The sequence below is a fragment of the Bacteroidota bacterium genome (genome assembly GCA_018816945.1).
Classification (GTDB): Bacteria; Bacteroidota; Bacteroidia; order Bacteroidales.
On record JAHIVC010000027.1, the window covers coordinates 92,535 to 119,334 of the forward strand.

Genomic DNA, 26,800 nt, shown 5'->3' on the forward strand with positions numbered 1-26,800 from the left:
TGACTATTTTATTCACAACAAATTTTTCTTTATATTTATCCAACCATCAAATCAATTCTCTAAAATGAAAAAATACCTTCTCTTTACCGCATTTGTATTTATAACATCCTTAAATTCATGTAACTATCTTAATATGAATAAAGAATCGAAATCGGATACTTTTATTCTTGAAGAAGCAACCATTGCAGATATCCACAAGGCTTTTAGAAATGGCAGCTTAACTACCGAAAAACTGGTCAATTTATATATTGCACGAATTCAAAAATACGATCAAACAACAGGTTTGAATTCCATCATTTTAATCAATCCAAAGGCCATTGAAATTGCCAGAGCATTGGATAAAGAATTCCAGGAAACCGGTAAATTAAGACCATTGCACGGAATCCCTATGATTGTAAAAGACAATTACAATACCCAAGGCTTACAAACAACTGCAGGATCATTGACTTTAAAAGGATTCGAACCCAAAGAAGATGCATTTCAAATTAAGGCCGTAAAATCTGCGGGAGCCATTGTTTTAGCAAAATCGAATATGGCCGAATGGGCATTCAGTCCCATGGTGACAATCAGTTCAATTGCCGGAGAAACTTTAAACCCTTATAATTTAAAACATGTTCCTGCGGGTTCGAGTGGTGGAACTGCCGCCTCAGTTGCCGCTAATTTTGGTGCCGTAGGTTTCGGTACCGATACCGGAAATTCTATCCGGGGCCCGGGATCTCATAATTCACTTGTTGGCTTCCGTTCAACTTTGGGTTTGACAAGTCGGGAAGGAATAGCTCCACTATATTTAAGAAATGATGTTGGAGGCCCTTTAGCCCGAACCGTTACTGATGCTACCCGAATTTTAGAAGTTATAGCAGGCTATGACCCCAATGATCCAATCACCAAACATTCACAGGGAAAAATTCCCGAGAACTACCAGCAGTTTTTGGTTCCTGATGGATTAAAGGGAGCACGAATTGGAATTTTGAGAGAGTTAAGCGAAAAAGATCCCAATCCTGAAATTAAAGCTCTTTTTGAACAGGCTATTGAAGATTTGAAGAGATTAGGTGCAGAAATCATTGATCCGGTTGAAATTCCGGGTTTTGATACACTTCGCCGAAATCAATGGTGTTCAATGTTTAAGGAGGACGTCAACAACTATCTTGCCTCATTGGGCGACAATGTTCCTGTTAAAAATTTAGAGGAAATTATTGCCTCCGGAAAATATGCTCCTTATATCGAGGGGAATTTATTATATCATCAAGATGCCGACCCTGATGATGCCGGACATGAATGTTCCGATCCTTATTCCGATTCGCGAAGAATTGCATTCAGAAAAGCAATCGAGGATGTAATGGATGCAAATCAATTAGGAGCAATGATTTATCCGACATGGAACAATCCGCCTGCCTTGGTTGGCGATTTTGAAGGATATAAAGGTGATAACAGCCAAATCATTGCTCCACATACAGGACAACCTGCTTTTACCATTCCGATGGGATTTTCGAGCGGAAACCTGCCTGCAGGATTGCAATTTTTAGGTCGAATGTACGACGAACCCACGCTCATAAAATATTGTTTTGCCTATGAGCAAGGAACCATGCATCGAAAAGCACCTGAATTATTTCCAGCAATACTGGAGTAATAAAGGTTTTTGGCATTCAAAAACCTTTGAATTTTCTTTTTTAATCAATACTATTGAAAAAACTGATTCACCCATGTTCTAATGGCCTGAATACCAAGGTAATTTATTCCTAATTTAGACACTTTAAAATTTCTTAAGAACTGCAATTTAAAACAAGAATTTTGCTAATTTCACCTTTAAATCCTATCATCGTAAATATGAAAAAATCAGTTCTCATTTTAGTCGGTTTAGTGCTTCTATTCGCTTCATGTAATAGTTCAAAAAAAAACCTGATACATGGTAATTATGACGAGATCATAGATCGTTCAGTTAAAAAGTTGATCAAAAGTCCGGATAGCAATAAAGATGCTATCCTTCTGGATAAGTCTTTTAAATTGGCAAATGACAGGGACCTGGAAGCAATTAAGTTTTTGAAACAAGAAGCTAAAGCCGACAATTGGGATAAAATACTCATGCATTACGATATGCTTAAACGTCGCCAAAACCAAATTAAGCCAATATCACCCTTTATGCTTAATGGCCAATTAACGCAATATCAATATTTTGATTACGATGGGGAAATTATTAGAGCCAAAACAAACGCAGCTGCCTATTTTTATGCTAATGGAAAGCGTCTGGTTGAATCACCAGATAAAATGCTTATTCGGCAGGCATTTTCTGAATTTCTCAGAGTGAAAAATTATGCCGGTTCTGCATATCCTGATATCGATGATTTACTTCAGGAAGCCAAATTCAATGGAATCAGCAGGGTAATGGTGCAAATTAAAAACATGAGTCAATATAATTTTCAACCCGAATTTATTGAGCGCATCACAAGTGGAAATATTAGTCAACTAAATTCCGATTGGGTTCAATTCTTTTTTGATGATTCGGATGAACAAATTGATTTCGATTACCTGACTATTGTTAATTTACTGAATATTCAGGTTTCACCCGACGACACAAAAACCACAGATCGCATCCATAAAAAAAATGTTGAGGATGGATTTGACTATATTTTGGATGCAAAAGGAAATGTTAAAAAAGATACCCTGGGTAACGATATTAAAATAAAAAAAATCAAAGAAATACAATGCGCAGTTGTAGAAACTGCTCAAGTAAAGGAAGCGCGACTGGACGGTGAAATTGAGCTTTATGAATTGTATCCTGTAAATCGTCTGGTTCGGAAAGAACCTATCGGTGCACAGAATATTTTCAGACATTTATCTTACAGGGCAATTGGTGATGTCAATGCTTTGGATTCAGAAACTCAGCGAAAAATCAATGCTAAACCTGTGCCTTTTCCACGAGATGAAGAATTGATTTATGATAATGCTATTAAAGTGCAGGAAGCTATTTATCAGGTATTGCGTTCTAATCAAAACTATTTCAGATAGCAGTTTTGAATTGCAGAAACATTCCTTTTATAGCGGTCAACCAAGATGTTTTATTCCATCTTTAACTAAAGGTTTACTTTAAATTTTTCTAGTATTTGATAAACAATAGGGCAATATCCGGCATTTACTAAATGCAGGTTTAGGTTTTTCATGAACTGCAACTGATCGGTATGCGGATATTCACGACAGGCTTTTGGCCTGACTTTATAAATAGCACATTTATTATCTGCACCAAGAAAAACACAAGGTACTTTTTTCATCACCTGATCCCCATCTTCATCGGTAGTTAAATATTCATGCGTAAATCGGGCAGTTTTTATTCCAAGGAATTTTGAAATCCTTCCGACATCCGTTTCGTTCACAATGGGAGGAATGGTGGTGCAGCAATTGGCACAAGCCAAACAATCTATTTTTTTGATTGTATCTGCGTGAAAATCATGTGCAAGCCGGTTGATATCCCCGGCCTTCAGTTTTGAAATTTTAACAATCAGCTTTTTGTTCAGTTCCGATTTGTGATCTTTTCCTGCCTGCCACTCCCCTATCAGCTTGTCCATTTTTATTGTATTGATTGATTCGCCAAAAATATAAAAAATGCGATAAGCTTCATTGTTCGGTGTGTAAAGAAAATTTGTCAATCATAATCTTGGCACGAATGCTTAACTTTGCAAAAATAAATTTTCAGAAAGATGAAAAATGGGAACCTTGGCGTAAATGTTAATTCGGAAATCGGGAAACTTGAGGCAGTGATCATCCACAGCATGGGCAGTGAGGTTGAAAATATGACACCCGAAAATGCTGAACGTGCTTTGTACAGCGATATATTAAACCTTTCGGTTGCACAGGATGAATATTCCGATTTCAGAGGGGTACTGCGAAAAAATGCAGAAGTATACGAGGTTAAGGATTTATTAAAAGAAGTGCTGGAAGATGAAACGGTTAAAAATGAATTGCTTGCCAAAGTGTGCAGTTCGTGTAAACATTCAAATATCGTTGAAGATATTTATGGCCAAAGCCCTTCACAGCTTGCAAAAATATTAATTGAGGGTGTGGTACTGAACCGCGATAACCTTACCCGTTTTCTGAGCAACCAACGATTTGCAGTGCGCCCCCTGCATAATTTTTTCTTTACCCGCGATTCGTCCATTGCCATTCAAAATGAAATACTGGTCGGTCATATGGCCAGTCCGGTTCGCGAACGTGAGGCGCAAATCATGGAAACCATTTTTAAAAACTCTAAAATATTTAACACTAAAATTTTCGAAATTGAGAATAAACTCAACACCAACGACATTAAGATTGAAGGCGGCGATGTACTTGTTGGAGATAAAGATTTACTGGTAATTGGCATCAGTGCCCGAACTTCAACACAGGGCATCGACAAGATTATAAAGAATTTCAAACTCCGAAAAATCGATAAACACATCATTGTTCAGGAATTGCCTGCCGATCGCGAATCATTTATTCACCTCGATATGGTTTTTACCTTTTTAAATTATGACGAATGCATGGTTTATGAGCCAGTAATTATGCAACCCAATCGTTTCCGGACCATCCATATTCAAATTGAAAACGGGAAAGTAAAAATCAAGGAAGAAAAGAATATACTCGAATGCCTGAAAAAAATTGGCCGCGACATGAAGCCCATTTATTGTGGCGGAACTGCCGATCTGTGGACCCAGGAACGGGAGCAATGGCACAGCGGTGCTAACTTTTTCGCATTGGCCCCGGGTAAAGTAATCGGCTATAGCCGTAATGTTTATACCATCGAAGATATGAACAAAAACGGTTATGAAGTGATACCTGCTGCCGACATTATAAACAACAGGGCCAATATCGATGATTATAAAAAATGTGTGATTACCATCGAAGGTTCCGAACTTTCACGCGGGGGTGGCGGTGCCCGTTGCATGACCATGCCGGTTCGACGAAAGGACTTATAAGTTAGAAGTGATGAGTGATGAGTTTTTGATGTAGCGTAATCCAAGCCACTTCACTTTTAACCTTTCATCTCTTAACTTATCATTTATAACTCATAATTTATAACTAATTAAAAAAAATCGATATCGATTTTTTTTAATATATTTATTCTTTGAAAATCTTTCCACTTCGGTGATGGCTTTTGTTGATCATAGATTTTCGCTGCCCAAACATTGAAATTTTGATCGGTTTGAATGAATCGATAAAAAATATAAGTATATTAAAATTTATTAATTATTACGTTTAATATCAGTAATAAACAACAAGGTTTATCAGCAGAGACAAATTGTTTTAAAAAAATCATGCTTTAACAGAAACCTATAAAATATAACAAATATTTCGATGATATTCCTTAATTTTATATAACATTTAAGCGTATACAAAATAAGCTACCAGAAAGACTTGCAGTAATTTAATAGTATTATTGATATGAAAATCTGGGAAATAATTATATATGTTCTCTTATTTGGAACTTTGATATACTTTACAGTATTAAGAGTGATTTGGGAAAATAAAAACAAATTTAATATGCCTTTATTTACAGATAAGCAAAGGCATGAACTATTAGATAAATTAGGGCCTGAAAGTGTATCGAGTGCATTAGAAATATTAAAAAGAGATTATAATTATGGATGGAATAATTTATTAAAAGCATCAGCCATACTTGGTGATGCAACCGGACTCGATGAAGATGAAGCGGTTAACCAATTAATAAGTAACCTTTCTGTAAAAGAGCCAAATCTAGTAACAATATCCGCAATCTCGCTTGGCAAGTTGAGAAATGCCAGGGCACTTCCTTTTCTTTTAAAACTTATTGACAGCCAACCTAGTCAAAGTGAGATTGAAAGCGAAAAATCATTGCGTTTTCAAAAGACACAGCGGGAAGCTTATGCAAAAAGGCTTGGTGCTAATCTAATGAATCATCCAAACATACCTTCAGCTTATGAACAACACGAGAAAATCCGAGAGGCGGTAATGTGGGCTATACAAGAAATTAATAGTGACGAGCTTGCCAAAGCTGAAAGATATGAAAGAATAAGATCAGGTAAAAACCTCGATGTATCTGATGCATTTGAGGTATTCAAACATCCTGACTTATTTAAGGATGAGATACATATGGTTTCATCCATGGCTTTAACTGAAGCAAGGGGAACGGATATTCCAAGAGCTATTCAACAATTAATTTCAAATCTGGATCATAAAAACATGATGCTTGTTGATATATCAGTTATTGCACTAGGCAGGATTGCTGACAGTTCTGTAATTCCACGGTTAAAAAAACTATTGGCAGACAGATCTTGGGAGGATAGCTCCCTGGAAGAATATATCAATGCATCTATAAATGAAATACAACTCAGAAAATAAATCACCTCGATAATATAAGCCTCACTGGCCTTATAAGTTTGGATCATATCCAAGCCGGCAACCTAAAAAGGCGAAAAATCCCCACCATGTTTTTTTAGCGTAAATATTGCAAAGCATGCAGCAAAAAATGCAATTATAATTTTCAACTCCCATAGATTACATTTATATTTAGGGTACAAAAATCTTAATCTGGTATTTTAAAAGGTAGCTTCATTTATTGTTTAAGCAGCAAACTTATTTTAAAACTAGGCTTTTGAGAGACCCAAAACCTAAAAACAAACAAAAATTGTATCTTTGTAAGAAAAAATGATACTTCTTCTATCTTATCTTTTCCTCGCTTTATTCGTTTCATTTCTATGTTCTATAATGGAATCCGTGCTTCTTTCTACACCGAATTCATTTCTGATTGTTAAAGAAGATAACGGTAACTCCTGGGCAAAAGCCTTTTTAGAACTCAAAAACAACATCGACAAACCGCTATCGGCCATACTTTCGTTGAACACGGTTGCCCATACGGTTGGAGCAGCCGGTGTAGGTGCCCAAGCCATCGTACTATTTGGAGATCAATACTTCGGGTTAGTATCCGCCATACTTACCATTCTGATCTTGGTCCTTACCGAAATCATTCCCAAAACAATTGGTACCAGGTATTGGAGAAGCTTGGCAAAACTTGCTTCCATTGTTATCAAAATTATGATTGTGATAACTTATCCTCTTGTTGTTATTTCAGCTATAATTACTAAATCCATTTCCAAGAATCAGCAGGAACAAACAACGAGTCGGGAGGAAATCGCTGCACTTGCAAGCATTGGAACAGACGAAGGGGTTTTTACGGAAAAAGAGCATAAGATAATCCAGAATCTACTCAAATTGAAAAATTTGAAGGTAACAGAAATAATGACACCAAGGGTTGTTGTTGCTGTCGCCGACGAGAATCTCTCACTTGCCGCCTTTTTAAAGAATAAGGACTACCTGAAATTTTCACGTATACCCATTTACTCCGAAGATGACGAGAACATAACGGGTTATGTTTTCAGACAAACGGTTTTTGAAAAACTAGCCGAGGACCAACACGAACTAAAACTTAGGGACATCAAGAGAGACATCGTTATTGTTCCCGGTTCCATCGTCCTTTTTACCCTATGGGAGAAACTGCTTGAAAAAAAAGAGCATATCGCATTAATAGTAGATGAATATGGTGGTTTAGACGGTATAGTAACTATGGAAGACATCATTGAAACATTACTGGGATTAGAAATTATTGACGAAAAGGACACTGTAACGGACATGCAAAAGTTTGCACGCGAGAGATGGAAAGCTCGTCAGACCAAATATGATATGTTGGACCAATTAAAGAACCAGGATAAATAAAAAATCGTTTTTCAGCCATAAGCCGAAATAAAGTTAGCGAGACCTGCCTGCCAAAGGCAAGTACTATATGGCTCTGCCACGGGGATAGTCAACTTTAAGGATTTTTTTATTGAATTTGAAAAAACTTTATATTTAATAAAAAACTGATATCCGATACTCGGTTTAAATATTAAAAAACGTTCTGTTTAATAGATAAAATAATGAAATTAGAGGACCTTGGATATAATAACATATTTGAAAAATCCAGAATAGACAATAATCTGAAAGGCTTTGATGTTGGAAGAGTTGTTGAAGAACATAAAGAACGGTATAAAGTAAGGACTACGACCGGCGAATTTGAAGCAGAGATTATCGGGAATATGCGTTTTACTGCAAAAAGCCGTGAAGATTTTCCGGCAGTAGGCGATTGGGTTGCACTAACAACCTATGATGCTGATTTTGCAATAATCCATAAAATACTACCCAGATACTCCATCATCAAAAGGCAAGCTGTTGCTCATTTCGGAAAGGTTCAGATCATCGCTGCAAACATTGATTATGCCTTAATAATACAAGCCGTAGATAGGGATTTTAGCATCAATAGACTTGAAAGATACCTAACTATTTGTAATTCATCAAAGGTTAGCCCCATTATTGTCCTCAGTAAAATTGATTTAATAAGTGAGCATCAAACTTCTGAAATATTGGAGATTATAAAAACAAGGATTAAAAACATTCCGATTATTGCCATAAGTAACGAGTCGCTAGATGGATACGATGAATTAAAAACAATGATCGAAAAAGAAAAAACTTATTGTATGCTTGGTTCCTCAGGCGTTGGAAAATCGACCCTGTTAAATAATCTTTCAGGTACGACCATTATGCGAACTGATTCCATAAGCCGGAGCACAAATAAAGGAAGACATGTTACAAGTCACAGAGAACTGATTATGCTGGAAAATGGCGGTATATTAATCGACAACCCGGGGATGAGAGAAGTTGGTATTGCCGATTCAGCCGATGGGTTAGAAATTACATTCGACACGATCATCGGTCTTTCTAAAAATTGTAAATTCAAAGATTGTACGCACACCAATGAGATCGGTTGTTCTGTTCTTGAAGCACTTGAAAAAAGAGAAATAGATGAAGCTTCCTATGATAATTACCTGAAAATGGAAAAAGAGAAAGCACATTTTGAATCAAGCGTTGCAGAACGAAGAAAGAAAGATAAAGAATTTGGGAAATTTTTGAAGAATTACAAAAAGGATATAAAAAAAAAGTACTGAACATCTAAATGGGTATCGTAAATAAAAAACTACAGTGATGATAATAGACGGACATTCGCATGCTTGCGGAAGATTTTTAACCGCTGATAGTATTATCAAAACGCTTGACTCCAATGGGGTGGATAAAGTGATACTAACATCCGGAGAATTAAACAGCAAAGCTGAATATTCACTTCCCAACATTGCAGATCTTTTCCCACATCGTAATGTTGTTAAGTTAACCAATTACCTGACCAAATTTGTGATGAAACTAAGCGGGAAAGTCAAGGATATCCCAATGGGGAATAAACATGTATATGATTTGACTCAAAAATCAAATGGCCGGGTAATTCAATTTATTTGGATCACCACCCAGATAAATAATCCTTCTGATTATCTTGACAAAAAAAGAATAGAATGGGATTTTAAAGGGGTGAAACTGCATCAATGCTGGGAGAAATCTTCAGTTGATTCTGATTTTTTCAGAGAGGTTGCCCAGTGGGCAGAAAAAAATAGCCTGCCCCTATTTATTCATTTATCTAATGATTCGGAGGTAGCTAAAATAATAGGATACAAAAAAAATCATCCGGAACTGAAATTAATCGTTGCGCATTTATTTGGGCTAGCTGTATTTATCAACAAAAATTTCAAAGATAAGAATCTGTACTTCGACACCTCCCCATTTCAGTTAATATCTAAAAAACGCCTCATCGATGCCATTCATTTTGCCGGAGCCGACAATATTATATTTGGCACAGATACTCCGTATGGGGAAAAGATAGTATCAGGCAAAGCATAAATAGGATTAAAAGTCTCGAAATTTCGAAGCATGATAAAGATTTGATACTTGGGGGAAACCTGCAAAAATTATTAAAAATTCACTTCTAAAAAGGTTATAAATAGGAAAGTTATCAAAAAATAAAAATAACATAAGTGCAGCAGGAATTTAGACTTCCTTATCCATCATCTTAAGTTTTCCGAAGCTCCAGAAAACCAGAGAAAGAACCACTCCGATAATCGCGGCAAAGGCCATTCCTTTTAGCTGAACACTTCCTATATTAATGCTTGCACCGCTAACGCCTACCACAAAAGTAACCGCTCCCAAAACCATATTGCTGTTTTTGCTGAAATCAACCTTCTGCTCAACAAAAATACGAAAACCCTGCACTGCTATGACCCCATACAACAACATGGTAATGCCACCCATCACCGCATTGGGAATCGCTGAAATTGCTGCCGATACTTTCCCGATCAACGAAAAAGCAATGGCCAGCAACGCTGCTCCACCAATAATCCAAACCGAATACACGCGGGTAATTGCCATCACGCCGATATTCTCGCCATAAGTGGTATTGGGAGGTGATCCGGCAAATCCGGATAAAACATTGCTAATACCGTCACCCAGCAAAGAGCGATGAAGACCGGGATTTTTCATTAAATCGCTTTCGGTAATTTTACCGGTTACAATCAGATGACTGATATGTTCGGCAAGCACCACAATACATGCCGGGGCGATAATAATGATCGCGTTAAGGTCAAAAACCGGTGCCTGAAAATCGGGCAATGCTAACCAGCCGGCATTTGCTATCATAACTGTATCGACCATTCCCAGGGTCCAGGCCAGCAAATAACCGACCACCACCGCAAAAAGGATAGGGATTACCTGCATAAAACCTTTAAACAAAACCGAACCGATGATCCCTACAATTAAGGTAAACATGGAGACGATAACCACCTGTGTATCCATGACGAACGGTTGAACCGTCTGTCCTACCGCATTTGGCCATGGGGCCAACCCTGACATTTGCGCAGCTACAAGGGCGAGTTCGAGTCCGATAATGGCAACCACTGCACCCATCACAGCAGGGGGCATAACGATGTCAATCCACCTGATTCCATAATATTTAACTACAAAAGAAATAGCAATAAAAAATAAACCAAAAAAGATAAACCCTGACTGAGCATGTGCAAAACCTCCATATGCACTGATTACAAGCATGGCAGGTGCAATAAATGCAAAACTGGAGCCCAGATAAGCAGGAATACCTCCTTTGGTTACCCAGATATAAATCAGGGTTCCAATTCCGTTCATGAATAATGCAATGGCCGGATCGACCCCCAATAAAATAGGAACCAAAATTGTGGCCCCAAACATTGCCGTCAGATGCTGGAAACTTAGCGGCAAGCTCTCTAAAAGTGGCAATTTTTCATGAATGCCAATAATCCGTCTGGCCATATGAAGTCCTCCTATTATTTAATTGATGCTTTAATAATCGGCTATTTTTGGTTAATGAATTTATAACACATGAATATAATAAATGTTTTCAAGATTGAAATCCTTAAGAATGAATAAGTTTTGATCAGTTTTCAACATTTTAATAAAATAATTATACCGAGTATCAACACAAATGTGCTTGGCTTGCAACAAATTAATTTTCGATAAAAAACATCGGATAACTGTTACATTTTGAAAAATTTGAAGTATTTGTATTTAAAAGTTAGTTTCTAAAATTGAAATTATGCTCCTTAATTATTTAAAAGATTCACTCCGATTAATTAAAAAACACAGTGGATTTGCCGCACTCAATCTTTTGGGTCTCAGCATCGGGTTGGTAAGCTGTTTGCTGATTATTTTATATGTTAACTTCGAACTTAAATTCGATAAATTTCATGAAAAAGGAAGTGACATTTACCGGGTAGTCATGCAACAGCCGGGTAACCAGGTGATGGGCAGCACCTCCGATTGGTGGATTGTTTCTCCCGCCATTTTAAAACCTACCTGGGAAACTGAATTCCCTGAAATTGATCATATTACACGAACTATTAACCAATCCTGTATTTTTAAACTCAGCGATCAGTTTGTGGAAGAAAGGATACTGATTGTTGATCCCGAATTCTTTGATATTTTTTCTTTCCCTTTAAAATCAGGTATTAAAACTGAAGTTCTTAAAGAGCTTTATTCCATGGTCATTTCTCAAAAGATGGCAGAAAAGTACTTCGGCAAAGAGGACCCTATCGGAAAAATCATGGTTAAGAATGATGGCAAACAATTTTTCATTACGGGTGTACTGGAAAAAATACCGAATAATTCGCATCTCCAATTTGATTTCCTTGCCTCTTTTAATACTTTAGAATCGATGAGTGGGAAAAGCTTATTGAACAGCAACTGGCTCAATAACAGCTATACCACCTATCTTACATTACAAAAAAATACCAATCTTGAGCAATTTGATACCAAACTTCGAAAGTATGACGTTGCCGGATTTAACGGTAAAGAATGGTCATTTCACCTTCAGCCACTTTTTGATATTCATTTTAATCGCCAAATTAGGGGTACCGGTGACATGGGAACAATCTATATTTTCATATCGATCGGTGTTTTCATCATGTTTATAGCATGCTTCAATTATATGAACCTTTATATTGCCCATTACCGGACCCATACTAAATACATTTCCATCAAAAAAGTTGTAGGAGCTTCACGAATGCAACTGGTTCAGCAGTTTTTGAGCGAATCTTTATTGATGGTTTTGTTTTCTTATGTGATTTCAAGTTTTACCGTGTGGTTGATTTTGCCCTATTTTAATGACTTTTTAGGACAAGAACTTGAGTTCAGTTCAATCTGGAATTATCAGATTTTGCTGATCAGTCTGGGAGTGATTATACTGATGGCAATTATATCAGGAATCTATCCTGCAATCCTCTTATCGAAAATACAGCTTGCAAAAGCCATTAAAGGGGGTATTGAGAAATTTTCGAAAGGAGGTCTGCTCATAAAGAAAGCAGTGGTAGTTATACAGTTCTCTGTTTCAATATTATTGATTGTATTTACCTTCAGCGTTTTCAAACAATTAGAATATACCGGAAATAAAAGTCTTGGCTATCAAAAAGAACATATAATTTATATGTATGCTGGCCCTATTAGGAATAAAATAAACACATTTAAACATGAATTGTTGAAGGATGCAAACATCGCGAAAGTATCCGCATCATCAGGGATTCCTTCACAATTAGGGTGGTCAAATATCCCGGTATGGGAAGGTCAGGCTGAAGGTGAAAATCCCTTTTTCTATAGATTAGAAGTTGATTACGATTTTTTAGAATTGTATGAGATTGAATTGCAGGATGGCAGGAATTTTTCAAAAGACATTCTCACCGACAATGGCAACGCCTACATTCTTAATCGCGCAGCTGTTGAAAGAGTCGGATTTAAAGAGCCTTTAGGTTCAAAGTTTGGTTTTAATAAAAAACTGGGCACTGTTATCGGAGTTACTAAGGATTTCCATTTTGAATCTCTTCATAAACCCATTACACCCTTAGGAATTGGAGTTGCTGAAAACGGTAACTTTAACTATCTTTCTATTAAGTTAAACAACGAGGACTTTAAAAACACCCTTATTCATATTGAAAAGGTATGGAAGGAAATTGCGCCAAATAATCCCCTGAAATATTACTTTTTTGATGAGCGATTGGAACAACTTTATGCCAAAGATCAGCAACTTTCAAAGAGCCTGAAATATTTTTCAATCATGGCACTTTTTATTTCTTGCCTTGGGATTTATGGACTGATGTCATTTTCATTAAAAGAAAGGACGAAAGAGATCGGGATTAGAAATGTATTGGGTGCCTCGTTTATGAACCAGGTAAATCTTTTGACAAGGGAAATCCTTATTATCTTGCTATTTGCTACGATTGTCGGAGGTACTATCGGGTGGGTTTTTTCAAGTAATTGGCTCAATAATTTCGCCTATCGATCCGAGATGGGATTTGATATCATTATTTATTCAGCGTTGATTACCCTAATCATGACTCTGGTACCTATTAGCTTTAAATTGTTGAAGTCGATAACCGCTAATCCTGTTCAATCCTTAAGAACTGAATAGTAGACCTTATTAATTTTATGGTTATTCTGTTGAGTTTAAAATTGTTCAATGTGAAAAGTTAAATTATAGCTCCTTTCAGTGTATTTTGGACAAACACACCAATATTTATAATAATATAAGAGTCTATTAAAAGTGGTCAATAATGATCAAGAGAACATTTATTTCCGTCCATCACTAATACATTAAAACTCTTAGAAAATACCGGATAACTTATTAATCCAGATCAAAAAAAACTATTTGACACTAAATTTTTTAACTACTGGTTCTTTATCAAATCCAAGAATGGTCATAATAACTTCATAATCACCTATTGGCCAATCATTATCAGGTTTTGGTAAACTTGACTGAAAACTTAATGTTCCGGTAATCGAACCCGAATTTAAAACAACAGCATCAATTTTTACTTTTTGTTCATCGTAATAGTACCATGCGAATTCGACATCGGTATTATCGGGCGCATTTTTCAAACTGCAGCTAATAAAAATTTCGGGGGTAGTAGTGTTAAATATCGGATTATCAGCCTCACATTGATTATCAACAATACTTGTACACATTTTAACGTCATCAATATTTGCTGTTGTAAAACTGCATGATGCAATTAACATTAGCAAAAATGAAATAAACAAACTTGCAGAAACTTTTTTCATGTTAGAAAATTTAATGATCAATGATTTATTTATAATGAAATGTTAAATAAGATTCGTAATCAGATTAAAATGTCCTGTGCAAATTCTTTGTGCCATCATTCGAATCCCTGCTAATATTGAGTATTTTAATCACGTTTTCGAAAATCAATCATGAGATACCAACCTGAAATTAAAAAAAATGCAAATAAATGTACAATATTTTAAGATGAATAAAAATCTCTTCTTGGGAAATAACACAATTTAAACAGAATACAAATAGAAGATCAAATGGATGAAAACTTGCTAAATTTCGCTCATCAGTATCTTAAGAATCATTAGTAGAACAGATATTCAATCTTGAACTTAAGAGTCAATAATCTATAAGCAAATAATTCAATTGCCAAAGCGAAATTCATTTTAATACCTCAATTAAACTATACATTTTTCCTTACCTTTAACCATCAAAATCTATAGATATTATGAGAAAAGCAATTTTATTAATCCTGGGCATTATATTATTCGATGGAATTATAGCACAAGAACACGAACAAAAATATTTCCCCGAAACTGATCCCCTTGTTTTGGAAAAGCTGGAACAATGGCAGGATTTTAAATTCGGGCTCTTGATGCATTGGGGTGCTTATTCTCAGTGGGGAATCGTTGAATCATGGTCGATTTGCCCCGAAGATTACGATTGGTGCCAACGAAAAAAAGAAGGAACTCCTGACACTTATTTTGAATATGTTAAAGCTTACGAAAACCTAAAAACCACTTTCAACCCAACGAAATTCGATCCTGAAAAATGGGCAAAAGCGGCAAAAAATGCGGGTATGAAATATCTGGTATTTACCACCAAACACCATGATGGATTTTGCATGTTCGATTCAAAATATACAGATTATAAAATCACAGACAAAGAAACTCCTTTCAGCAGCAATCCAAGATCAAATGTTACCAAAGAAATTTTTGAAGCCTTTAGGAATGAAGGCTTGTGGGCAGGGGCTTACTTTTCAAAGCCCGACTGGCATAACGATGATTATTGGTGGCCCTACTTTCCGCCCAAAGACCGGAATGTAAATTACAATCCCGAAGTTTATCCCGAAAAATGGCAAAAGTTTGTAAATTTTACCCACAATCAAATCATAGAAATTTTAACGGATTACGGCAAAGTTGATATTTTATGGCTTGATGGAGGCTGGGTTGCCAAAGAACCGAAAGAAGAAATCGAGCGATTTTATAAGGAAAAATTGGCTAATATCGGCAATGGCTTTATGAATGGCACCATTGTAAATCAGGATATTAAAATGGATGAGCTGGTAGTTAAAGCACGACAAAAACAACCCGGACTTATCGTGGTTGACCGTGCTGTGGAAGGGAAAAACCAAAACTACCTGACACCTGAAAACAGAGTACCGGAAAAAGAATTGCCTTATCCATGGGAATCATGCATTATTGCCGGTGGCGGTTGGTCGTATACCCCAAATGCAACTTATATGAGCGGGCATGATGCCATTCAAATGTTGGTCGATATTGTTTGTAAAGGAGGGAACCTGTTGTTTAACATCGCACCAAGCCCTGAAGGAACCTGGGACGAAGACGCTTATAAATTACTAGCAGAAATGGGTGATTGGATCAAAATTAATGGAGAAGCCATTTATGGTACCAGGGCCATTGCTCCTTTCAAAGAATCGAACATTTGTTTTACGAACAAGAAAAATTCGAATACGGTTTATGCCATTTATTTAGCTGAGAAGAGCGAAAATAAAATACCTCAGTTTATTAACATTAATTCTTTTGTTCCTGATGAGAACAGTACCGTGACATTATTGGGTAGCCGTCAAAAATTAAAATGGAAAAAAAATGGCAACGGAATTAAAATTGAGATTCCCAGGAAATTACAAAATCAACCTCCAAGTAATTACGCCTGGAGTTTTAAGATTGAAAACGTAGGAAAAACGGAGAAATCAAACATCACTTTATAAGGTGCTTCAAGTTGTTAAAATAATCTATCAACCAGAAGTCTTATTGAGGACTCAGAATGAAGTATGGCTCAATTGAGATCCATGAGTTTTTAGCTTAATCTAAAAAGTTTGGGTCTGAGGCGCTTACTTATAATATAAATAGTGAAAATAGCATGACGTTTCATAAGGATTAGTAAGACACTTCGATATTCAATTTTTAGCTACTTGGATTAGCTTCCTTGGAAAGATCTAATCCTAGAGTTCGAATGGTTTCTGGTCTTGAAATTGGATGTAACTCTTCAATTTCTAAATAAACATATTTATTATATTTTTTTGGGTATGGGTAATCTGGCGATTTAAGCCAATAAATAAGATATATGCCGTAACTAGTGCCAATTCGTTGCATATAATTTGGCAGCTGTTTTGTGAAACCATTTATTAAATCATCTGATTCTGCCTTTTTAGCTTCAATTGCTATTCTTCCTATTTTATCACCAACTGGAGCAACTATATAAAAATCCATACTTCCCAAGCCTGCTATGGACTCACAAGTAACATCAAAATTTTTCATCACCCCATATACACTAAGAAAAGAAGCAACAAATCTTGAAATATCAGGTTCGTCAACAGGTTTCACCTGATTGCTACTCGATTTTTTCCATAATAATCTTTCCGTACCATGACGTCGAATATCCAGATTACAACAATGAATTGAATCAATCACTGTACCAAAGAAAATATCCATATTCTCATACCGAGAGTTGTTGAGTAGATTTTCCGTGCGGAGAATATTTACTATTTCGGAAGGTAGAATAGTGATTGGAGTTCTAACTGCTCTCATATGGGTGTTCATGTTATTAAGTGCATCAGGAGACACAATACCACAACCAATTGAATCTATATCCCACTGAAGCGCTACCTGACATGAGCCATCACCCAAATATTCTTCACTATGTTGATAATGCCCATTACGCATAATAAAAATCATACCATCACGAATTTTTGCTTCAAAAACAAACTTATGATAGGTAAACGAAAAAAGCTTCAAATTTGATTTTAAAAATCCATTGTGTGCTTTAAAATCAATTGTTCCTGCAGGTTGACAAAAGTCCGAAAATGATATTTGAGATTTGAGCATTGATGAGAGCTCTAATCTTACTGGACCTAACTCTCTTATTTCATACGTCATAATTGCTTGAGATATTACAAATCATTTCATTGGCAATATTTAAACTACATCAAATATACATTATAATATTTATTAGAAAAAATCCTCAAATGCTAGAATTTTATGTAATACAAGTTAGTTCGTTAAAATTCTAATTCAATAGTAGATTTATTGCAATATATTTACTATAAATTTGAGTACTAAAAATAATCAGCATGTTTCAGAAATTATTCATTTGTTTGTTATTCTGCCCTACCCTATTGCAAGCTCAGGATTCAATAGCCCCGGTTTCCAATTTGCAATCCAATAAAATGGAATGGTTTAAAGATGCCAGGTTGGGTATATTTATTCATTGGGGGATTTATGCAGTAAATGGGATAAGCGAGTCCTGGTCGTTTTACAACGGATATATTTCCTACGAAGATTATATGAAGCAAACCTGCGGTTTCACGGCAAAAAATTATGATCCGGAATACTGGGCAAAGCTGATCAAAGATAGTGGGGCGAAATATTCGGTCATCACCACCAAACACCATGATGGCTTTGCCCTCTGGAATTCAAAATTCGGGGAGTTGAATGCTGTAAAAAATTCCGCCGCCCGAAAAGATGTTTTATCTCCGTTTATCAAAGCTTTAAAAAAGGAAAACTTAAAAGTTGGCCTGTATTATTCGCTGCCCGATTGGTCGCATGCTGATTACGACATTCATACTAAAAAGGAAAACAGGTATAAAATTGCGGATGATCCAAAACGTTGGGAACGTTTTCTGAATTTTTATCAAAGCCAATTAAAAGAGTTAAAAAGTGCTTACAATCCTGATCTATGGTGGTTCGATGGCGACTGGGAACACAATGCCGAAGAATGGGGAATAAACAAAACCCGCTCCATCCTATTCGAGGGTTCACGGGATGTTATTTTAAATTCCCGCCTATGTGGAAACGGTGATTATGAAACTCCTGAAAATGGCCCCCCGGTACTTCGGCCAAAAGCAAAATATTGGGAACTATGCCTTACCATGAACGATAACTGGGGCCATTACCCAAATGACAAAAACTACAAATCTTCACAGCAAATCATCGATATTTTTGTGGATTGTATCAGCAAAGGAGGAAATCTTTTATTAAACATTGGTCCAAGAGCAGATGGAAGTATTCCTGCGGAACAGGAAAATATTTTAAAAGAGCTCGGAAAATGGACCGGCAAACATCAGGAAGCAATTTATCAAACTGAAGGTGGAATTCCGCATGAATATTTTTACGGCCCCACTGCATTGTCGAAAGACAGTACTGTTTTATACTTGTATGTAAGGGACAAACCAAACGAAGGACAAATTGCCCTAAAAGGAATCATAAATAAAATAAACCGGATTTATGTGGTCGGGAACGGAACCGTTTTAGATCACAAAATATTTAGTAAAGTTTATTGGAGCGCTTATCCGGGCATCGCTTACATCAATGTTCCGGAGGATGTTTTGGATGAATATTATACCGTTCTGGCAGTAATTCTGGATGGAAAAATTAAATTGTATGAGGAATATCCCTCGGCAATTGAAAGTAATTAAAAGATATTGTTGTTAAATAAAAAAAACGACTGCCCCTGTTATTTTTTGACTACTAAGTTTTTAAAACATTCAGCTAATTTCTTCAATTGCCTTTGTTACCACCTGATGTTCTTTCGCCTTCCATCATTTTTCCTATCAATTTGCTACACTGTTTGTGTCTGCCGTGCAATAGGGTAGGCAAGCTCTTTGACAAAGTTTTGATTTCAGCGTTGGCTTCCTTCGACAAGTTCAGGACAAGTGTGGGGCTTTGGTCCCGATAATTATCGGGATGCTTGCAATTAAATTTGATACTATTAATAGCTACTTGTCCAAGTTCATTGCCTAAAACACTACTAAAAACATTAGCATGGACAATATGACTAAGTCCTTGTCCAAGTTCATTAACTAATACACCACCAAAAGTATCTACTTGGACATTATGTCCAAGTAGTTGTCCAAGTACAATAGTTTATACAATAACATACTTATAATTAGGAGAATTAGTATCTGCACCATTATCACTTATAAGACCAAGTTCTTTCATTTTTGCCAAATAACGTTGAGCGGTTTTATATCCAATATTAAAATGAGATGAAAATTCTCTCGTACTAACTTCCCCTGTAATTCTAATGAATTCATAGCCTTTAAGTTCCTTGTCTGTTAGATTCTTTAACTTTTCATCCATACCCCTAGTTGTAGAAAGTGATCTAGGAAAAGTAACAATAAGATATGGCTCTGTATAGGTGATGACAGGCAATGGAAGGTTATATTTTTCTCTCATAGTTCTATATGTATCCATTCCCACTCCTGTTTCCTCCATATACCTCATAATATTAAAAATGTAAGCTAGTTCAGGGTTACGAGTTTGAGAAATAGCTGTGAAGTTTTGTAGATCTTTGAGAGTATTTGGTGAAATGGGTTTGCCTGGACTTCTAACCTCAATTTTCTCAGGGGTTATATAAAGCTCAACTTTGGCGCTTCTAATTGAATAATCGCGATGAATTATTGCATTAATAATTACTTCACGAATAACATCAGGAGGGAAATGTGATGCCTTTTCTCTTGTAAAGTCAGATCGATTAATGCTTTCAGGAATAACCTTCTTTGCCCATTCTTTTACTTTGTCAGGAACAAGGATTAATGCATCATCGAAACTTACTGTATCTGGTTCCTCTCCTCCTCCGTAATCAACTTTGACCTTAACCGAAGCTTGTGGATATTTATCTCTCGGATTACTTCCAAATAACAATATGCAATCACCAGTTGGTATGATTTCATTAGTTTTTTCATCTACCACCAATAGATCTTTGCTAATTAAATCTTTCCTAAGATCGTCTGAATTAAAACTATATTTCTTCTTTGTTTTGGATATGTATAATTCAAGTGCTTCTTGTGATAAAGATTCAATGTTGGCATTTTTCACTGGCTTTTGTAATGGCCCTGTTACAATTGCTTTTGCATTTTCTTCTTTCCAACTTTCTTGTTCAACCCAATCATTAAAATTTTTATTAAAATCAAGTATTTCTCGATGAAGGTCCTTATCAAAAGGCAAAACTTTTGCTTTAAATTCAACCTCTAACAGTTTTTTACCACCTCTTGCTTTTGAATTCAATTCCTGAACACCATACCACACTTTCTTTATACGGGCGTTACCAATTCTTTCAGCACAACAAAGTTTTGGAAATTTTCTTGCTTTGGGACCACAAGGTTCCAATGTGGCAAATAACCAACAATCTGAAAGATCTTTTGCCCGAAATTTTTTATCTATTAGAGTATATTCTGCATGATCGCCTTCACGAAACTCACCTCTACAGGCTGTTTCATAAGTACCATCAGGAAATACTAGTACAGCGCCTACTCTGGGACTTGGAGTGTCTTTGTTGATCTCGTCTTTTGAATCTTTCATCACTCTGATCGCTTCCTGCATATAAAAGCGAGGCTCTTTCCTTTTATCTTCTATGACTCTTTCTTTTGCCATAATTTGGTTTGTAATTATTCATCTTCCGCTAAAAGCATCAATTCTAATTCACTCGTGAACTTATCCTCCAAGAGTTTCCCATTTCGTAAATGATCAAAAAATACAACATACGAACTTGGACTTAGAAAATGATAATGATATGACTCTTTAATTTTCTTGGCTTTTATTTCTTTATTCAAATTTTCAAAATGAAGTTTGGCGTATTTATTCTTGGCTTTATTTTCATCACTTGCATCATTGTCAGCTTTTATTTCAACAACAATAAAATGAGACTGATTTTTGTGTTTTAATTTTATAAAAAAATCGGGGTTAAAGCTTTGTATTTTCGAATGTTTGCCACCAACGCTGGTTATTGAATACTCTATTGAATAAAATGCCATATCACGAGATTTAATCCATGAATCGATAATTTGAGCATTTTCATTTTTGCATAAATGTTCAATGAACTTTCTTTCGGGTTCTCCTTTTGTAAAAACTATATCTAAAGGGGTTTTAATAATGAATGAGTTAATTTCTTTTGATGAACTTTTCGGGAAACTTTCATCTTCAATTACAGCGTTTAAAATTTCTCTGTTTTCAACTTCAAGCTCTGTTGAGTAATTGGAAGAATAAAATACAGTAGAATTGTGCCTTAAATTGCCAACTGCAATACTTTCTTTCTCAATGGTTTTAGTTGATATAATAAATGGCTCCTTAGCCTTCCTTTCATACACCGTTGTTTTGCCTGACTTACGGAGCAGAGTATTAAAACTGCTCAGAATTTTCTGCATATTTTTTTCAATAAGGCGATCTCCTTTGATACCTACCCTATCCGTTGAATTTCGAATGATATGTCGTATTTCATCTTTAGGTGGAAGTTTTTCTTTTGAATAATTACCCGTAGGCAATTTTAAGATTTTCCCTTCCCATTCTCTTAATTTCAATTCATCATGAATTTTGTTTACAATCCACTCAATCGTATATGTATTGTAAAGAATTAGAGTGTTCTTTGAACTAATACCACCAGACAAATCAGTATATTCGGTATCTTTTTCTGTTTCTTCAACTTGTGATTGTAATTCAATAAAACCTTTTGTGTAATCAAATTCTTTATGTTCTTTGTTTGATTCTTTTTCGATTGCCTCTTTTTCGTAATTTATTTGATGCATATCAAAATGGAATTTAGCTCTATCTCCTTCTTTTATCGAAGAAGATATAAGTTTCATCTCAATTTCTAGTATTTCATCAACTAAACCCTTAATGCTTCTGGACCATGCATCGTGATTAAATACCCTAACTTTAGGTTGTGGAGTTTGATATTCGGCTGGTATTCTTAATCCTCTTCCTAAGACCTGTGCTATCAGCAACTTTGAATTAAAAGCACGGTCTTCCATCGGAACAATCTGAAAAACATTTTTAACATCCCAACCTTCTGTAAGCATTGAGACAGAAACAATCCACTCAACTTCATTTTCTTTATTGTCTACCTCTTTTAGTTTTCTGGCATTTGCTTTATGCTCATTTGCAGAAGTAACAATTAGAACTTTGTCTTCGCAAGTCTCGACAGGTATAGATTCTTTTTCACAGAGTTTTTCAATTAACCAAGAACGCAATTGTTTTGCCTTTAATATGTCTTTTGTAACCAGAATCGTTAATGGTTTAACTTTTCTATATGTATTTTTATTTTGTTGATGGTTATCGTATATTTCCTGAAATTTAATATCATCGTCTGCCTCCTCATTTTTGCTTACATAGTCAACCATTTTTATCATTTTATCATCAACGGCTTGTCGTAAAGAATACCGATAGATAACATCATTAAAATACTCATCCTGGATATAGGTTGTACCAGAAAATCCAATTGAATATTTAAAATTGTATTCATCACTAAGTAAAAATTCTTTCCATTTTTTTATACTCTTGCTTTCATTATCACGACCATCAACAGGATTAAAAATATGATGTGCTTCATCGTTTAAAACTAATGTGCGTGCGCCATTCCCTATAAAACTATCTTTAATAGAAGAACCTGTTCTTTCATACACTGCATGAATGTTTTCAATGCAAATATCACCTTCCTTGATTGTGATATCGGCTGTTTTAATTGATGGATTTTTGATTTTACTGTTTTCAGGAATTGATTTTAGTAAGGCAGAGTCTTCGGAAAGTTTTCGGAATTTTTCCATCAAGCCATCTTCGATAGTAAGGGATGGACAAAGAACAAGAACTCTGTCAACAATGCCTAATCCAAGCATTATTTGAGCAATACCATAAATCACGTAGCTTTTACCTGTGCCAGTTGCCAAATCAATAGTTGCAGACATTTTTCGATTCATTTGCAACTTACTTTCATATTCATCAATGCTATTGTAGCGTGTTTTGAGTTCAACCATTTTAGGGTTTAACCAATTCTCACGTATTAAATCATTAATTGAATTGTATAACCCCGAAGCCATAAAAATTATTGATTTAATAATTGCTTCTTTCTGATATTGACGATTGCTGCATAAAATGTCCAAAAATCTGTCCCATTCTGCAATATTGAGTGCTGCAGGATTGAAGTTATTCGAAACTTGTAAAACAAGATCGGCAGTCTTGTATGTTTTTATTTCTTGTACCATTATTCCAACTTAAATTCTTCTTTAAATTCATTTCCGTAAATGTCAACATAAATAAGCATCAACCTTTTCCCACACTCTTTTTTGGGAATTGCGGGTAATTGTATCTGACTCATGTGCTTTAAACCTTCTTTAATATTTTCAACAGATTCTTCTTCGGCTGTCTTTTTTTTCTTTTTAGGCAATAGATCTTGAGCAAAATAGTACGTATCCATATCAAAGGTTTCTCCATCAAAATCATTGTCTATCAAAATCATTGCTAAGCTTTCAAAATTTGCCATATCTCTGTTGGTTTCTTCTTCGCTGAAATCAGAAAGAAACTTGCTTATAGTTATTTGGTACTCGCCAGATTTTTCTCTTAGTTCGCTTTTCACTTCAGGTTGCCTGATGAAATGGAAGCCAATAGCATCTTCTAAGTCGTTCACATTGCTTTTACTTTGTGGTTGCCTGAATTTTTTGAACTGAACCTTGTGTAATTCGCGAATTATGTGGTAAGGTACTTTCAGAAAATAGTAACGTACTTTATCTATTTCATAATAATCGCTTATAAAATCTACATAACTGGCAGGAGCAATGATATAAACTCTCTTCCCTGCTTTATTTCCTAAATGACTGTGCAGATTATGCAAAAATTCTTCATCTACAGAACTGTCCTTAAATTTCCAGTATTGCCAAACGATAACATTGTAACCGTCTTTTTTCTCACCATCAATTTGAATTCCACTAATTGTTTTTTTCTTTGGTTCTACTTCAAAAAGATTCATTACGAAATCAGAATATTCCTTTTGTTTTAAATCGAATATTTTTGCAAGGTCATAATGACCAGTATTTACAGTAATAAAGCTTTTTGCATCTTTTCCATACTCCTTTTTAAGGTCTAAAGCTTTATTTTGTTTTATATTTAATAGTCGTTTTTGAATTGTGTAAAAAGACAGCTTTCCAATGTCACATACAATCCATTTACGATTTGTTTTTTCAGCAACAGCGGCAGTTGTTCCGGAACCCCCAAAAAAATCAAGAATGATATCTCCTTCTTTAGTTGAGGCTTCAATTATTCTTTTAAGTAATTTTTCCGGTTTTTGTGTTGGATAACCAGTTCCTTCAACAGATGTGAAGGAATAAGTTCCAACGCCATAATCGTTGAAAGCTTTAGCTATTTCATCTTTTCCAATCCAAGTACTCCATGCAGGTTGCGGCCTGTTTTCTTTAGCATTTTCTAATGCCTCCTCCTTAGTCAAATTTGGATTATTGCATATGTATGTTTTGAGAAATCCTTTACCACCACTACTTTCTTGCCTACGAGTATAATACCAACCATCTTTATCTTTTGCTAAACTTTTTTTTATGTAATCAGAATACCCAAGGCGTGAAGGTGGTTTAAAATAAGCTTCAGGTGATTTATAACAAAAAATCGTTTCATGTGCCTTGGGATAAAATTTGCCAGCACCCATAAGACCACATACCCAAATAATTTCACTGAATAAATACTCAGGAAATATTTCATCCAAAATAGTCTTAACGTAATGACCTTTTTTTGCATCTAAATGAACATAAATCGTAGCATCCAATGACAATATTGATTTCGCAACAATCAATCTTCGTCTTAGAAACTCAATGAAATCAGCACCTTTTGATTTATCTGTATAAACAATTTGTTTATTTTTTGAAAAATCACTATCAGTCCCAAATGGAGGGTCAATATAAATTAGTTTAACCTTGCCTTTAACTTTATCTTTAATTAAAGGGTCTTTATTTTCATAAATCGTTTTAAGAAATTGTAAGTTATCTCCAAAAGCAATAATATTTCTCCAACCATCTTTCCATCGCTCTCTTTTACCGTTGTATATTTTTTCAATTTGTAATGGTACAGGAAACACACCATCCTCATTGGCAAGAATATCTTCTCTACGCATTTTACCGCCATAAACTAATTCATATTCCTTTTGCTTAACAGGGAAAAGCTTGTATTTATAATCCTCCGGAATGGTTTCACCCTTTTGCAATCTTTCAATTAAATCGCTTATATCTTGCTGTGATAATTTCATATTTATTTTTTATATAAAAGTCCTTCTGTCTGAAAACTAAAATGGTGATTTCTGGTCACTATAATATGGTCAATAACTTGTATGCCAAGAATTCTTGCTGCTTCACAAAGTTGATTCGTCAATTTAATATCTTCAACCGATGGCTTTGCATCGTCTGCAGGGTGATTGTGAATAAAAATAATCCCGGCTGCTCTGTCAGAAATTGCATCTACAAATATTTCTCGTGGGTGTACAATACTAAAATTTACAGTGCCTTTGAAAACCTCGCGTTTTTCAATTAAAGCCGAAGCTCCGGTTAGTGTAATTGTTAGAAAATATTCTTGTTTTTTATCCCTAATATCTTTTACCAACGCTAGAACATCATCAGTATTTTGAATTTTCTTTTCCTCCTTTATTAAATAGCGTTTCGCCAATTCAAATGCAGAAAGTATCTGCCCTGCCTTTGCTTTGCCAATACCTTGAATTTTAGTTAGTTTTTCTAAGGTAATATTTTCCTTTTCGGTTTCAATTACTTTCAAGATGTCTTTTGCAAGCGTTGAAACATCTCTGCCAATAGTTCCGCTACCGAGTAATACCATTAACAATTCATGGCTTGTCAATGCTTGAATACCTCGTGCAGCAATTTTTTCACGGGGTTTGTCAATATTTGGTATGTCGGAAAGTTTTTTCACTCTAAAATTTAGAATTTAAAATACGAATATAGATATTGTTCTCCATTTGTGTGTAATGAAATTGCACTCATTGAGAAAGCTTTGGTTTGTGTGTCGGCTTTTCTGAAGAATAGAATATTTACTTTAAACGCTACCCTCTCACCTTCTCAGAGCGTATTAAAAGGTAAATATCGGAAATAATAGTCAAACAAAAAATCTAAAAATCAGGGGCCGCATTCATTTTTTTTTAGGGTAAGGTGCGACAAATTTAATTTTTGGGTATCAATGAACAATACAGGCCATTAACTCAGCCTTACTGCATGTCAACGCAATAAACTGCTGTTTGGCCTAAGTTTTAAACTTAAAAATAATGACTTATGCGCATCAAGCAACA

Annotated in this window: 18 protein-coding genes; 10 read left to right on the top strand and 8 right to left on the bottom strand. The window is 35.4% G+C overall.

All coding sequences use genetic code 11. The features are described from left to right. Positions 1-64 precede the first annotated feature (64 nt). Positions 65-1,627, top strand: a complete 1,563-nt coding sequence (locus KKG99_05500) for an amidase (GenBank protein ID MBU1012440.1) — start codon at positions 65-67, stop codon at positions 1,625-1,627. Between the two features lie 197 nt (positions 1,628-1,824). Further along, complete coding sequence (locus KKG99_05505; protein MBU1012441.1) at positions 1,825-3,003, top strand: hypothetical protein; 1,179 nt, start codon at positions 1,825-1,827, stop codon at positions 3,001-3,003. Between the two features lie 65 nt (positions 3,004-3,068). On the opposite strand, the gene KKG99_05510 is transcribed toward KKG99_05505, so the two are convergent. After that, on the bottom strand, positions 3,069-3,557 hold the full coding sequence (locus KKG99_05510) for a YkgJ family cysteine cluster protein (protein ID MBU1012442.1): 489 nt from the start codon (positions 3,555-3,557) through the stop codon (positions 3,069-3,071). A gap of 132 nt (positions 3,558-3,689) precedes the next feature. Here KKG99_05510 and KKG99_05515 point away from each other — a divergent pair, with 132 nt between their 5' ends. The 5 genes from KKG99_05515 (at position 3,690) to KKG99_05535 (ending at position 9,759) form a co-directional block, all read left to right on the top strand. Next, complete coding sequence (locus KKG99_05515; protein MBU1012443.1) at positions 3,690-4,943, top strand: arginine deiminase; 1,254 nt, start codon at positions 3,690-3,692, stop codon at positions 4,941-4,943. Between the two features lie 466 nt (positions 4,944-5,409). Further along, positions 5,410-6,345, top strand: a complete 936-nt coding sequence (locus tag KKG99_05520; protein MBU1012444.1) for a hypothetical protein — start codon at positions 5,410-5,412, stop codon at positions 6,343-6,345. Positions 6,346-6,651: 306 nt separating this feature from the next. Beyond that, positions 6,652-7,716 (top strand): hemolysin family protein, encoded by a 1,065-nt coding sequence (locus tag KKG99_05525; protein MBU1012445.1) that lies wholly within the window; start codon positions 6,652-6,654, stop codon positions 7,714-7,716. Between the two features lie 200 nt (positions 7,717-7,916). Further along, positions 7,917-8,981: a ribosome small subunit-dependent GTPase A gene (gene rsgA / locus KKG99_05530; protein MBU1012446.1), complete on the top strand. Its 1,065-nt coding sequence runs from the start codon at positions 7,917-7,919 to the stop codon at positions 8,979-8,981. A gap of 37 nt (positions 8,982-9,018) precedes the next feature. After that, positions 9,019-9,759, top strand: coding sequence for an amidohydrolase family protein (locus tag KKG99_05535; protein MBU1012447.1), 741 nt, complete (start codon positions 9,019-9,021; stop codon positions 9,757-9,759). 147 nt (positions 9,760-9,906) lie between these two features. Here the strand turns inward: KKG99_05535 and uraA are convergent, their stop codons facing one another. Continuing rightward, complete coding sequence (gene uraA, locus KKG99_05540; GenBank protein MBU1012448.1) at positions 9,907-11,196, bottom strand: uracil permease; 1,290 nt, start codon at positions 11,194-11,196, stop codon at positions 9,907-9,909. Between the two features lie 283 nt (positions 11,197-11,479). On the opposite strand from uraA, the gene KKG99_05545 reads away from it, so the two are divergent. Continuing rightward, positions 11,480-13,843: an ABC transporter permease gene (locus KKG99_05545; protein MBU1012449.1), complete on the top strand. Its 2,364-nt coding sequence runs from the start codon at positions 11,480-11,482 to the stop codon at positions 13,841-13,843. 233 nt (positions 13,844-14,076) lie between these two features. Here the strand turns inward: KKG99_05545 and KKG99_05550 are convergent, their stop codons facing one another. Beyond that, entirely contained in the window at positions 14,077-14,490 is a 414-nt protein-coding gene (locus tag KKG99_05550) for a hypothetical protein (protein MBU1012450.1), read from the bottom strand. Between the two features lie 458 nt (positions 14,491-14,948). On the opposite strand from KKG99_05550, the gene KKG99_05555 reads away from it, so the two are divergent. Continuing rightward, positions 14,949-16,451: an alpha-L-fucosidase gene (locus tag KKG99_05555; GenBank protein MBU1012451.1), complete on the top strand. Its 1,503-nt coding sequence runs from the start codon at positions 14,949-14,951 to the stop codon at positions 16,449-16,451. 196 nt (positions 16,452-16,647) lie between these two features. Here the strand turns inward: KKG99_05555 and KKG99_05560 are convergent, their stop codons facing one another. Further along, positions 16,648-17,619: a hypothetical protein gene (locus KKG99_05560; protein MBU1012452.1), complete on the bottom strand. Its 972-nt coding sequence runs from the start codon at positions 17,617-17,619 to the stop codon at positions 16,648-16,650. 194 nt (positions 17,620-17,813) lie between these two features. Here KKG99_05560 and KKG99_05565 point away from each other — a divergent pair, with 194 nt between their 5' ends. Then, positions 17,814-19,157, top strand: a complete 1,344-nt coding sequence (locus KKG99_05565) for an alpha-L-fucosidase (GenBank protein ID MBU1012453.1) — start codon at positions 17,814-17,816, stop codon at positions 19,155-19,157. A 448-nt stretch (positions 19,158-19,605) separates the two neighbouring features. Here the strand turns inward: KKG99_05565 and KKG99_05570 are convergent, their stop codons facing one another. The 4 genes from KKG99_05570 to radC are packed head-to-tail and all read right to left on the bottom strand — an operon-like array spanning position 19,606 to position 26,427. Then, the gene (locus KKG99_05570; GenBank protein ID MBU1012454.1) at positions 19,606-21,114 is read right to left on the bottom strand and encodes a hypothetical protein; all 1,509 of its coding nucleotides are present in this window, start codon (positions 21,112-21,114) and stop codon (positions 19,606-19,608) included. 14 nt (positions 21,115-21,128) lie between these two features. Beyond that, positions 21,129-23,714, bottom strand: a complete 2,586-nt coding sequence (locus KKG99_05575; GenBank protein ID MBU1012455.1) for a DEAD/DEAH box helicase family protein — start codon at positions 23,712-23,714, stop codon at positions 21,129-21,131. Next, complete coding sequence (locus KKG99_05580) at positions 23,714-25,756, bottom strand: site-specific DNA-methyltransferase (protein MBU1012456.1); 2,043 nt, start codon at positions 25,754-25,756, stop codon at positions 23,714-23,716. The genes KKG99_05575 and KKG99_05580 overlap by 1 nt, the downstream gene beginning before the upstream one ends. Positions 25,757-25,758: 2 nt before the next feature. Then, on the bottom strand, positions 25,759-26,427 hold the full coding sequence (gene radC, locus KKG99_05585) for a DNA repair protein RadC (protein ID MBU1012457.1): 669 nt from the start codon (positions 26,425-26,427) through the stop codon (positions 25,759-25,761). Between the last annotated feature and the right edge of the window lie 373 nt (positions 26,428-26,800).